Annotated in this window: 12 protein-coding genes; 7 read left to right on the top strand and 5 right to left on the bottom strand. The window is 71.4% G+C overall.

The genetic code is table 11. The features are described 5' to 3' along the window. The first annotated feature begins 397 nt into the window (after positions 1-397). A complete protein-coding gene (locus tag E6U81_RS12765; protein ID WP_136230213.1) occupies positions 398-2242 on the top strand; it encodes an NHL domain-containing thioredoxin family protein in 1845 nt (614 codons plus the stop codon). Positions 2243-2294: 52 nt separating this feature from the next. Here E6U81_RS12765 and E6U81_RS12760 read toward each other — a convergent pair whose 3' ends face one another. From E6U81_RS12760 to E6U81_RS12735, 5 genes are all read right to left on the bottom strand, one after another. Beyond that, positions 2295-3587 carry a M18 family aminopeptidase gene (locus tag E6U81_RS12760; protein WP_136230212.1) on the bottom strand — a complete coding sequence of 431 codons (1293 nt, stop codon included), beginning with the start codon at positions 3585-3587 and terminating at the stop codon, positions 2295-2297. A 557-nt stretch (positions 3588-4144) separates the two neighbouring features. Continuing rightward, on the bottom strand, positions 4145-4873 hold the full coding sequence (locus E6U81_RS12750; RefSeq protein WP_136230211.1) for a hypothetical protein: 729 nt from the start codon (positions 4871-4873) through the stop codon (positions 4145-4147). A gap of 158 nt (positions 4874-5031) precedes the next feature. Next, positions 5032-6858 (bottom strand): acyl-CoA dehydrogenase, encoded by a 1827-nt coding sequence (locus tag E6U81_RS12745; RefSeq protein WP_136230210.1) that lies wholly within the window; start codon positions 6856-6858, stop codon positions 5032-5034. A gap of 67 nt (positions 6859-6925) precedes the next feature. Beyond that, positions 6926-7336: an ATP-binding protein gene (locus E6U81_RS12740; RefSeq protein ID WP_240803780.1), complete on the bottom strand. Its 411-nt coding sequence runs from the start codon at positions 7334-7336 to the stop codon at positions 6926-6928. After that, positions 7333-7539 carry a hypothetical protein gene (locus E6U81_RS12735; protein ID WP_136230209.1) on the bottom strand — a complete coding sequence of 69 codons (207 nt, stop codon included), beginning with the start codon at positions 7537-7539 and terminating at the stop codon, positions 7333-7335. The genes E6U81_RS12740 and E6U81_RS12735 overlap by 4 nt, the downstream gene beginning before the upstream one ends. Positions 7540-7655: 116 nt before the next feature. Here E6U81_RS12735 and E6U81_RS12730 point away from each other — a divergent pair, with 116 nt between their 5' ends. The 6 genes from E6U81_RS12730 (at position 7656) to E6U81_RS12705 (ending at position 12030) form a co-directional block, all read left to right on the top strand. Next, entirely contained in the window at positions 7656-8507 is an 852-nt protein-coding gene (locus E6U81_RS12730) for a helix-turn-helix transcriptional regulator (RefSeq protein ID WP_136230208.1), read from the top strand. Next, complete coding sequence (locus E6U81_RS12725; RefSeq protein WP_136230207.1) at positions 8488-8691, top strand: DUF397 domain-containing protein; 204 nt, start codon at positions 8488-8490, stop codon at positions 8689-8691. The genes E6U81_RS12730 and E6U81_RS12725 overlap by 20 nt, the downstream gene beginning before the upstream one ends. A gap of 82 nt (positions 8692-8773) precedes the next feature. After that, a complete protein-coding gene (locus E6U81_RS12720) occupies positions 8774-9229 on the top strand; it encodes an SseB family protein (protein ID WP_136230206.1) in 456 nt (151 codons plus the stop codon). A gap of 222 nt (positions 9230-9451) precedes the next feature. After that, the gene (locus E6U81_RS12715; protein WP_240803796.1) at positions 9452-10402 is read left to right on the top strand and encodes a helix-turn-helix domain-containing protein; all 951 of its coding nucleotides are present in this window, start codon (positions 9452-9454) and stop codon (positions 10400-10402) included. Between the two features lie 101 nt (positions 10403-10503). Further along, complete coding sequence (locus tag E6U81_RS12710) at positions 10504-10905, top strand: hypothetical protein (RefSeq protein WP_136230204.1); 402 nt, start codon at positions 10504-10506, stop codon at positions 10903-10905. 129 nt (positions 10906-11034) lie between these two features. Further along, positions 11035-12030, top strand: a complete 996-nt coding sequence (locus tag E6U81_RS12705) for a pirin family protein (RefSeq protein WP_136230203.1) — start codon at positions 11035-11037, stop codon at positions 12028-12030. Positions 12031-12085: the final 55 nt, after the last annotated feature.

Here is a 12085-nt window from a genome sequence, read left to right as displayed (position 1 = left end):
GCGCCGCCCTGGCCGCACAGCGCCGGGACGCCCGTCACCGGCGCGACCACTCCACGGCCAGTGATTGCAACGTGGAGCTCCGGAACCACCCGCACCCCGGGGAAGCGACATGACCGTGAGGGCCGTGCTCCGGTACGTCAGCTACGTCATGCACCGCCACCCCTCGGCGGAGACGACGGCGACGGCACGGTGCCTGAACCCGGATTGTCAGTGGACTGCCGCGCCGACCGGGAACGCGGACGTGTGTACCGACATGTGCATCGAGCACACGGGCCGGACCGGTCACATGACCTTCCTGCGGGAGTTCTCGGAAGTCGCCGTGGTGGAGCACATGCCCTGAGCAGGCGGTTCGCACCGGCGTGATCCTGCGTTCACGGGCGGATGGCAAGCTTGAAGGATGAACGATGCTGCCCCGGCGCCCACCCCTGCGCCCGCACCCCGCAAGCGTGCCCGTGTCCGTGCCCCCGAGCTGATCGGCAAGGGCGGCTGGCTCAACACCGGCGGGAAGGAGCTCACCCTCGCTGACCTGCGAGGTAAGTGCGTTGTTGTGGATTTCTGGACCTTCTGCTGCATCAACTGCCTGCACGTCCTCGACGAGCTGCGCGAGCTGGAGGAGAAGCACCGCGACACCGTCGTGATCATCGGCGTGCACTCGCCGAAGTTCGTGCACGAGGCCGATCACGCGGCCGTCGTCGACGCCGTCGAGCGCTACGAGGTGCACCACCCCGTCCTGGACGACCCCGAGCTCGCCACCTGGAAGCAGTACGCCGTGCGCGCGTGGCCCACGCTCGTCGTGATCGACCCCGAGGGGTACGTCGTCGCCCAGCACGCCGGCGAGGGGCACGCGCACGCCATCGCGAAGCTGGTCGAGGAGCTGGAGGCCGAGCACGAGGCCAAGGGCACGCTGCGGCGCGGGGACGGGCCCTACGTGGCGCCCGAGCCCGTCGCGAGCGACCTGCGCTTCCCCGGCAAGGCGCTGCTCCTGCCCAGCGGGAACTTCCTGGTCTCGGACTCGACGCGGCACCAGCTGGTGGAGCTCGCCGCCGACGGGGAGAGCGTCGTGCGCCGCATCGGCAGCGGCGTGCGCGGCTTCGCCGGGGACAGCTTCAGCGAGCCGCAGGGGCTGGCGCTGCTGCCCGACCACAGGGTGGTCGTCGCCGACACCGTCAACCACGCGCTGCGCGTCCTGGACCTGGAGACCGGGGCCGTGGAGACGGTCGCCGGCACCGGGCGCCAGTGGTGGCAGGGCTCGCCGACCTCCGGCCCCGCCCTGGAGGTGGACCTGTCCTCGCCGTGGGACGTGGCCTGGTGGCAGGGCAAGGTGTGGATCGCCATGGCCGGTGTCCACCAGCTGTGGACCTGGGACCCGGCGGAGGGGACCGTCGAGGTCGCCGCCGGCACCACCAACGAGGGGCTCCACGACGGGCCGGCCGCCGAGGCCTGGTTCGCCCAGCCGTCCGGGCTCGCCGCCGCCGGGGACCGGCTGTGGATCGCCGACTCCGAGACCAGCGCCCTGCGCTACGTCCACGCCACCGACGACGGCTACGCGATCACGTCCGTCGTCGGCACCGGCCTGTTCGACTTCGGGCACCGGGACGGGGACGCCGCCGAGGCCCTGCTCCAGCACCCGCTCGGGGTGACGGCCCTGCCCGACGGCTCGGTCGCGGTGTGCGACACGTACAACCACGCGCTGCGCCGCTACGACCCCGCCACCGGGCAGGTCTCGACCCTGGCGACCGACCTGCGCGAGCCCAGCGACGCCGTGCTGGTCGGCGAGGACATCGTGGTCGTCGAGTCCGCCCGGCACCGCCTGACCCGGCTGCGGCTCCCGGAGGAGGCGGTACGGGTGGACGCGGTCGCCCACCGCACCCAGCGTGCCGCCACCGAGGTGGCACCCGGCACGCTGCGCCTCGACGTGGTCTTCCGGGCTCCGAGCGGGCAAAAGCTCGACACCCGGTACGGGCCCTCCACGCGCCTGCTGGTCTCCTCGACCCCGCCGGAGCTGCTGGCGGCCGGCGAGGGCGCGGGGACCGACCTGTTCCGCGAGCTGGAGCTGAACCCGGACGTCACCGAGGGCGTGCTGCACGTCTCGGCGATGGCCGCGTCCTGCGACGACGACCCGGCCAACGAATACCCGGCCTGCCACGTCCACCAGCAGGACTGGGGCGTGCCCGTCAAGGTCACCGCGGACGGCGCCGCCCGGCTGCCCCTCGTCCTCGCCGGCATGGACGACGAGGGCTGAGACCGCTCCCCGCCTTCCTGGAGGAGCGACCTTGCGGGCCCGGCCCGCCGGCTCAGCCCTCCAGGAAGGCGACCAGGGCGTTGGCGAGGAGGTACGGGTCGTCCGCGCCGCACAGTTCGCGCGCGCTGTGCATCGAGAGGATCGCGACGCCGATGTCCACGGTCTGGATGCCGTGGCGGGCGGCCGTGATCGGGCCGATCGTCGTGCCGCACGGCATCGAGTTGTTGGAGACGAACGTCTGCCACGGGACGCCGGCCCGCTCGCACGCGGCGGCGAACACCGCGCGCCCGCTGCCGTCGGTGGCGTACCGCTGGTTGACGTTGACCTTCAGGATCGGGCCGGCGTTGGCGCGCGGGTGGTGCGTCGGGTCGTGCCGCTCACCGTAGTTGGGGTGCACGGCGTGCCCGGTGTCGGAGGACAGGCAGATGGTGCCGGCGAAGGCCCGCGCGCGGTCCTCGTACGAACCTCCGCGGGCGAAGACTGAACGTTCCAGCACATTGCCCAGCAGCGGGCCGTCCGCGCCCGTGTCCGACTGCGAGCCGTTCTCCTCGTGGTCGAAGGCGGCCAGCACCGGGATGTGGTCGAGCTTCCCGGCACCGGACACGGCGGCCAGTGCGGCGACCCCGGCGTGCACGGACAGCAGGTTGTCCATGCGGGGGCCCGCCACGAGCTCGCGGTCCCGGCCCAGGTAGGAGGGCGGCTCGATCGAGTGGACCATCAGGTCCCAGCCGGCCACCGAGCCCTGTTCCAGGCCCTCTTCCTCCTCCAGGAACGCGATGAGGTCGCCCTCGTGCGGATCGCCCAGACCCCAGATCGGCTGCATGTGCCGCTGCTTGTCGAGCTTGAGTCCGTCGCTGTTCACCGACCGGTCCAGGTGCACGGCGAGTTGGGGCACGCGCAGCAGCGCCCGGTCGATGTTGACGAGGCGCTCGGTGCCGTCGCGCAGGGTCAGCCGCCCGGCCAGGCCCAGGTCGCGGTCCAGCCAGGTGTTGAGCAGGGTGCCGCCGTAGATCTCGACCGCGATCTGCCGCCAGCCCTGTGAGCCCATGTCGGGGAGCGGCTTGACCCGCAGGTTCGGCGAGTCGGTGTGGGCGCCGACGATGCGGAACGGGGTGTGTGCCGCGGCGCCTTCGGGGACGAACCAGGCGATGAGCGCGCCGCCGCGGAGCACGAACTTGCCCCCGGTGCCCGAGTCCCAGGCGTCCGTCTCCGACAACTGCCTGAAGCCTGCCTTCTCCAGCCGCTCGGCCGCGTTGGCCACGGCGTGGTACGGCGACGGACTGGCCGTCAGGAAGGTCATCAGATCGTCGGTGTGGCCGCGGTCGAAGCGGGCGGGAGAGCTCATCGTATTTCCCTTGTGTGGAAGCCCCCGGCTTCAGCCGGGTGAGGAAACGCAGTTCCGGCTCGGAGCCTCGCTGCGGTGGTGTGCCGCGGCGTGAGGCTGTGACCTGTGCTGGTGTTCGGATCGTGACCGACCGTCGCGTCGGCGGTGTGGGTGTTCCCTCCGCGCGGCGGTCGTGCAAGTACCGTTTCTATCCGACGGACGCGCAGGCTGTGGAACTGTCGCGGACGTTCGGACGGCTGCGGTCGCTGCGCTCGGTCCGCGGGACCGCTCCCGGCCGGTACGGGAACGCCGCGACCGGTCCTCGGGCCGCCGGGGCGGCTGTTGCCGGTGGAGCGGGTGTGTGACCTCATCGGGAGTCCTCCTCTCGGGCGGGGCGGTTCGTGGCGGAACAGGGATCCTCACGCGTGAGTTTGGGACTCGCCCCCGTCAGGGGAGGGAGGAAGCCGAGTGGTTCACCTTAACGAGGGTCGGGTGCGTGTTCGTCATGGCCGGACCGGGCGGGTCGCCGGGGGAGACCGGCTCCGTGCCGGGCGGGTGATCCGCGGTCCCGTCGGTTCTCAGCCGGGCGGCCGCTCGAATCTGCGCTGCAGTTGCCTGCGCTCGCCCCGGCGGATGCGCGGGAGCATCTCCGGGGTCTGCGGGGAGCGCTGCGCGCGTCTCCTGCGTCCGGCGCAGAAGATACAGGCCTCGCCGGGGGGCGCGTCGGGGTCGATGGGGGCGCCCGGGTGCTCGGAGCAGCCCGAGGCGTTGCGCGGGCGGGACAGTTCGCGGGCCACGATGAAGGCGCGGTGGAGGTCGTCGGCGATGCGGACGAAGTCCTCGGCGGGTGAGGACAGGCTCAGATGGAACCGCTGGTCCTCGACGGTGCGCAGGTGGGCGCGCAGGACGTGGAGCGTGTACGGGCCCTCCGGCACGGGGTAGCCCAGGCGCCGCTGCTCGCCGGCGGGGGCGGCGGCGGGGCCGCCGCGGTGGCGCTGTCCGAGGCGTCGGCGGTCGTTGCAGATGAGGCAGCGGCCCCAGCCGTCGGGGGCCTCGGGGTCGAGGGCGCCGTTGGGGTGTTCGGGGCAGCCGGTGTAGCTCTTGGCGGGGGCCAGTCCGGCGGCCGTCTGGAAGGCCACGTACAGCGCATCGGCGATGGTGTCGTACTCGGCGGGGTGGGCACCGTCGTAGAGCTCGCGCAGGTGGTCGCCGAGGCTGCCCAGGCTCGCCTGCAGCTCCTTGAGGGCGTACGGCCGCCCGGTGGGGACGGAGTACCCCCTGCTGCCGTGCTGATCCTGTGGACTCATGTGTACGAGCGTCCCATGAACGACTGACATCGGGGAAAGCCGCAGTACAGGGCCCCTGTGACGGTGCCCGGGCACGCGGCAGCGGCCGGGTCCCTGTGCGGGGGACCCGGCCGCTGTGCGGGTGCGGCGCAGCAGTGCTGCGGGTGGGGCGGGGCGCCTTAGAAGGCGGCCTCGTCGAGCTCCATGAGGGAGTTGTCGACGGCCTCGGCCAGCTGGCGCTGGACGGAGACGCCCGGGAGGACCTCCGCGGCGAAGAACTTCGCGGCGGCGATCTTGCCGGTGTAGAACGGGACGTCCTTGGCGGAGGCCGTCGCGAGCTTCTCGGCGGCGACGGCGGCACCCTTGAGCAGCAGGTATCCGACGACCACGTCGCCGGAGGCCATCAGCAGGCGGGTGGTGTTCTGGCCGACCTTGTAGATGTTCTTGACGTCCTCGCCGGTGGCGGTGAGGTCGACGATCATCTGGCCGACGATGGCCTCCAGGTCCACGGCGGCCTTGGCGAGCGCGTCGCGGGCGCCGGCCAGCTCCTCGCCGCCGACGGCCTCGGCCAGGAACTTCTTGATCGTCTCGGAGACGATGTTCAGCGAGGCGCCCTGGTCGCGGACGATCTTGCGGAAGAAGAAGTCCTGGCCCTGGATGGCCGTGGTGCCCTCGTACAGGGTGTCGATCTTGGCGTCGCGGATGTACTGCTCGATCGGGTACTCCTGCAGGTAGCCGGAGCCTCCGAAGGTCTGCAGGGACTGCGCGAGCTGCTCGTAGGACTTCTCCGAGCCGTAGCCCTTGACGATCGGCAGGAGCAGGTCGTTCAGGCCGATGAGGGAGGAGGCGTCCTCGCCGGCGGCCTGCTTGGCCTGGATCTCGTCCTGGACGGTCGCGGTGTAGAGGACGAGGGCGCGCATGCCCTCGGCGTACGCCTTCTGCGTCATCAGCGAGCGGCGCACGTCGGGGTGGTGCGTGATGGTGACCTTGGGCGCGGTCTTGTCCATGAAGTTCGCCAGGTCCGGGCCCTGCACGCGCTCCTTGGCGTACTCCAGCGCGTTCAGGTAGCCGGTGGAGAGCGTGGCGATGGCCTTCGTGCCGACCATCATGCGCGCGAACTCGATGATCATGAACATCTGGCGGATGCCGTCGTGCTTGTCACCGATCAGCCAGCCCTTGGCGGGGTGCTGGTCGCCGAAGGTCATCTCGCACGTGTTGGAGGCCTTCAGGCCCATCTTGTGCTCGACGTTCGTGGCGTAGACGCCGTTGCGCTCGCCCAGCTCGCCGGTCTCCCAGTCGAAGTGGAACTTCGGGACGAGGAAGAGGGACAGGCCCTTGGTGCCGGGGCCGTGGCCCTCGGGGCGGGCGAGGACGTAGTGGAGGATGTTCTCCTCCATGTCGTGCTCACCGGAGGTGATGAAGCGCTTCACGCCCTCGATGTGCCAGGAGCCGTCCGCCTGCTGGATCGCCTTGGTGCGGCCGGCGCCCACGTCCGAGCCGGCGTCCGGCTCCGTGAGGACCATGGTGGAGCCCCAGCGCTTCTCGACGGCTATCTGCGCGATCTTCTTCTGCGCGTCGTTGCCCTCCTCGTGGAGGACGCCGGCGAAGGCCGGGCCGGAGGAGTACATCCACACGGCCGGGTTCGAGCCGAGCAGGAGCTCTGCGTAGGCCCAGACGAGGGAGCGCGGGGAGACGGTGCCCCCGATCTCCTCGGGGATGCCCAGACGCCAGTACTCGGAGTCCATGAAGGCCTTGTAGCTCTTCTTGAAGGAGGCCGGGACCGGGGCGGTGTTGGTCTCCGGGTCGAAGACCGGCGGGTTGCGGTCGGCGTCCGCGAAGGACTCCGCCAGCTCGTTCTCGGCGAGGCGGGCGATCTCGGACAGGACGCTCTTCGCGGTCTCGGTGTCCATCTCCTCGAACGGACCGGTGCCGTACTGCTGGTCGCGGCCGAGCACCTCGAAGAGGTTGAACTCGATGTCGCGGAGATTCGACTTGTAGTGCCCCATGGCGACGGCTCCGTTAAGGCTCGGGGAGACAGGTTCCTCGTACATACCAATCGGTAACAACATGATGCTACCCGCCGGTAATAACGGCAACCCTTCCGTGCGGACTGTGACCAGGGTCAAGCTCGCACCACACGGTCTTGGCGCCGTGCCCCTGCGTGACTCCCCAGCGCAGTGCGACCGCGTCGAGCAGGGCGAGCCCCCGCCCCGACTCGTCGCCCTCGCCCGCCGGCCGCGGTACGGGCCACGCGCGCGGGTCGGGATCGGTGAGCTCGACCCGCGTACGGGCTGCCCTTCCGTTCCCGGTGACGCGCAGGGTGACGGGCGTGCCCTCGCCGAGGTGGCGGACGACGTTGGCCAGCAGCTCGGTCACGCACAGTTCGGCGTCGCCGGACCCTGCGCCGAGGTGCTCCCGCACGGCGTGCCGCAGCATCGGGGCCGCCCGGGCGGTGGCGGGCAGCCGGATCACGAGCTCGTTCACGGCTGCGCCAGAGCGGCGGCGATCCGCTGCGCGGTGGCCGGGTTGCAGTTGCCGAGGCTGATCAGGGGCGGCGGGCCGCACCGGGCGGCGTAGGAGGGGAGGTGCAGGTCCAGCGAGGGCAGGGTGATCCCGTGCGCGGCGAGCGCGCCGCGCAGTGCGGTGAGGGCCGCGGTCGCCTCGCGGTCGTGGGGATGGTCGCTCATGCGGTTGCCGTTCCTGTGCGGAGTGTGACGAAGCCCTCACAGGCTGGCGCCGCACCCCCTACCGTGGGAAGGGTTTCCGGTTGCGCTGGACAAGTGGCAAATGGTGGTGGTGGGTTGTGCCGGCTCGCAAGGACACGGATGCCTCGGCGAACGTGCCGTCGTTCTACGGCGCGGAACTCCGCTACAAACGGGAATCCGCAGGGCTCACCCTCGACCAGCTGGCCGAGGGCAGCTTCCGGGGCGTGCCGTTCCTGAGCCAGATCGAGCGCGGCGAGCGGCGCATGCCGCTGGACCTGGCCCGGCACGTGGACGCGAAGCTGGGCACGGACGGCTTTTTCGAGCGCCGCTGTGAAGACGCGCGCCGCGCGAGGCAGTCGGGGTACGCCGAGTACTTCGCGGACGTCGCGGAGATGGAACCGTTCGCCGAGACCATCGAGGAGTGGGCTCCGATGCTCGTGCCGGGGCTGCTCCAGACCCCCGCGTACGCGCGGGCGATCAGCCGCGCCGCCATGCCCCGGGCGGCCGACGAGACGATCGAGACGCTGGTGGCGGCCCGGATGGGCCGGGCGAAGCTCTTCGAGAGGGAGTGCCCGCCCGACTTCTGGGTGGTGCTCGACGAGTCGGTGATCCGCCGGCCGGCCCTGCCCGCGCCGCAGATGGCGGAGCTGCTGGAGCACATCGCGGCCGTGGTCCGCCGGACCAGGTCCATTCTGCAGATCGTCCCGGAAACGACCACCGCGCACGCCCTCATGATGGGTATGGCGAAGCTGATGACCTTCCCGGACGCGCCGCCCCTGGTCTACGTGGAGAGCCTGCACAGCGGCCAACTCATCGACTTTCCGGCCCTCGTGAAGGAGTACCGCAGGTCCTACGATCTGTTGAGGGCCGCCGCCTTGCCGCCGGAGGCGTCCCTGGCCCTCCTCGACGCCGCGGCAGAGGACTACCGAAATGGCAAGCAGCGGAATTGACCTGAGCGCCGCGACCTGGCGTAAGAGCAGCTACAGCAACGGCACGGGCGGCGATTGCGTCGAGGTGGCTGACGGCCTCACCGGGGTGGTCCCCGTGCGGGATTCCAAGCGGCCGGACGGCGGGGTCGTCATGATCGGCGCCGCGGCCTGGGGGCCCTTCGTGGCCTCGCTCAAGGGCCCCTGACCGCACCCCGCAGGGGGAGCCGCAGGGGATCCGTGGCCGGTACCGGCCGGTATGGTCGCAGGCGCTCGGTAGGCTTCGGCCCATGTACGGCTATGACCAGAACCCGGGTGCCCAGCAGCAGTACGCCCCCCAGCAGCCCCCGCAGGGGTACGGGCAGGCGCCGCTGTACCCGGAGCCGTCCCCGCCGTCCCTCGCGGACGCCGTGCGGGCCTTCACCACGGGATCCCTCTCGGCCGAGGACTTCCAGCAGGTCTTCGCCTCGTCGAAGGTCTACTGCCCGCGCGGCGAGACCCCGGGGTTCCTGGCGCTGCACAACACGCAGCAGCCGGTCATCCCCATGTTCACCACGCTCAAGGAGCTCCGCCGGTACGCCGGCAAGGAGTCCAAGTACTTCGTCATCACCGGCGCCGAGGTGATCGACCTGCTGCCCACCGGCTACGGCTTCGTCCTCGACATGGAGGGCGACCACCGGATGGTCTTCGACGCGAAGGCGGTCGAGCAGATGGTCGACTTCGCCATGCGCCGCATGTACGGCTAGGCCGTCTCTTTCCGATCTTGCCGGGCCCGCGCCGCCCGGCACCGCACCTCATCCCCCGGACTCCGTCCGGGGGACCCCCAGGTTGTCGGGGCACCCGAGTACGTCCAGTACACGGGCGCCCCTCCGCCTTGCGAGGCACGGCACCGGACGACGGGCTCGACCGACAAGATCCGAAAGAGACGGCCCAGGCGCCGGGCCTGACGGGGGGCGGCATTGCTGAGGGTGCACTTCACGGCCGAGGACCTGTTCAACGTCACCTTCGCCGACGGGCCGCTCCCCATGGTGGAGCTGGCGATGGCCCTGGTGGCCTGGCAGCGCACCGACCAGGCGGCGGTTTTCGGCCGCTGGCGGGCGCATGTCGGCCAGGAGCTCCCCTCCCGGGTGCGGCCCCTGCTGGACCTGTTGCGTCCGGACGGTGACAACCCGCCGTTCGTCGAGCCGTACGCGCGCACCCTGGAGGAGGGCCTGGCCGCGGTACGGGCGGCCGCGCCGCTGCTGACCGGCGAGGAGTTGGCCCGCGCCGCCGCCCGGGCGCCCGGGCCCGACTCCTGGCTGCGGGCGCTGTGGGGCCTGGACCGCGAGGCGTGGGACCAGCTGGGCGGCGCGCTCACGGCGGCCCACGAGAGCCTGGTGGCCCCGCACTGGGCCCGGATCCGGCAGTCCTTCCAGGCGGACGTCGCCTGGCGCACGCGGCTGCTGGCCGCCCATGGCATCAGGGCGTGCCTCGCCAGTACGCGCCCGGCGGCCGACTGGTCCGGGACCGTCTTCGAGGTGGCCCGGCCGCCGCACTACGAGGTCCACCTCGGCGGGCGCGGGCTGATCCTGATGCCCTCGCCGTTCTGGACGGGCCGGCCGCTGGTGGCCGAGCACCCGGACGGGCCGCACGTCCTGCTCTACCCGGCGATGACCCCGCTGCCGCTGACCTCCCCGGGCCCGGCCGAAGGCGCGCTGGACGCGCTGCTGGGCCGGACCAGGGCGGCGGTGCTCCAGAGGCTGGTGCAGCGGCGCACGACCAGCGAGCTGGCCCGGGAACTCGACATCAGCCTCCCCTCGGTCTCGGAGCACACCCGCACCCTGCGCGAGGCCGGCCTGATCACCACCGAGCGGGACGGCAAGGCGGTCCTGCACGCGGTCACGGGCCTGGGCGCCGACCTCCTGCACAGCGGCGGCTGACCCTCCCTTCGGCCCTGCCCGAAAGGATCGCGGGCGGGCCGGCGGCTGCCGAGTATCGGTGCTGCGGGAGAACCCGCACCCACCGATCAGGGGAGAGCACGATGGCGCGTACGTCCTTACGCACGAAGGTCGGGGCCGTGGCGGCGACGGGGGTGATGGCGCTGGGTACGGGGGTCCTGGCGGCGTCTCCGGCCCACGCCGAGTGGCGGGCGCCGATCCACGGCTGCAACTCCGGGGAGGTCTGCATCTACCCGACGGACGCGAACGGCAACGCCACCTGGAACGGGGACCGCCCCTCCAACCGGTACACCCGGTGGGGCGGTCACGCCCTCTACAACCAGGAAAACTGGCACTACGTGGTCAACAATCAGACCGACCGCTGGACCGGGTCCCTGTGCTGGGACTCGGCCGGCGACAACTGCGAGAACTACCGGATCCCGCCCGGCGTGACCTACCTGGTCAACCTCACGCCGTTCAACTCGATCCGCCTCGACACGCCGTAGTCGGAGGAAAACGGCAGGTCGGGGCGAGAGCGGCCCCCGGGGGAATGTCCCCGGGGGCCGCTCTGTTCTGTGGGGTGTGGCAGAAAGTTCGAGTTTCAACTAAACTCGGATCAGAAGGAGGTCCTGACCATGCCCGCAGTGACTGTTGAGAACCCGTTGACGCTTCCGCGCGTGGCCGAGCCGCAGGCCGTCGCCCCGCGCAAGGTGCTGGCCGTCGTCTCCGCTCCGAGTGGGTTCGAGGGTGAGGGATTCCCGGTGCGGCGCGCGTTCGCCGGGATCAACTACCAGTACCTCGACCCGTTCATCATGATGGATCAGATGGGCGAGGTGGAGTACGCGCCGGGCGAGCCGAAGGGCACCCCGTGGCACCCGCACCGAGGCTTCGAGACCGTCACGTACCTGATCGACGGAACCTTCGTCCACCAGGACAGCAACGGCGGCGGCGGAGTCATCAACGGCGGCGACACGCAGTGGATGACGGCAGGTTCCGGCCTGCTGCACATCGAGGCGCCGCCGGAGTCCCTCGTCGTCAGCGGCGGCCTCTTCCACGGCCTCCAGCTGTGGGTGAACCTGCCGGCCTCCGACAAGATGATGCCCCCGCGCTACCAGGACATCGGCGGCGGCAAGGTCACCCTGCTGTCCACCCCGGACGGCGGCTCCCTGCTCCGGGTGATCGCCGGTGAGCTCGACGGCCACGAGGGCCCGGGCATCACCCACACGCCCATCACGATGATCCACGCGACCGTCGCCCCGGGAGCGCAGATCACCCTGCCGTGGCGCGAGGACTTCAACGCCCTGGCGTACGTGATGGCCGGGCGCGGGTCGGTCGGCGAGGACCGCAGGCCCCTCCACACCGGGCAGACGGCCGTCTTCGGCGAGGGCGGATCCCTCACGGTGCGGGCGGACGAGTCCCAGGACTCCAACGCCCCGGACCTGGAGATCGTCCTCCTCGGCGGGCGACCGATCCGGGAGCCGATGGCGCACTACGGGCCGTTCGTCATGAACAGCAAGCACGAGCTCCAGCAGGCCTTCGACGACTTCCAGGCGGGTCGGCTGGGCCGCATCCCCACCACCGCCCGCACCGGTCTCGGCCACCGCGGCGCGGGCCAGGCGGACGAGGAGTAGGCCCGCGGGGCCTCGACGCACCACGGGCCGCGCCCCCTTCCCGGGGGCGCGGCCC

The organism is Streptomyces sp. A0592, assembly GCF_004795115.1.
Lineage (GTDB): Bacteria > Actinomycetota > Actinomycetes > Streptomycetales > Streptomycetaceae > Streptomyces > Streptomyces erythrochromogenes.
Note: the sequence above shows the minus strand (reverse complement) of the source record. Positions and strands in the feature narration are given on the sequence as shown.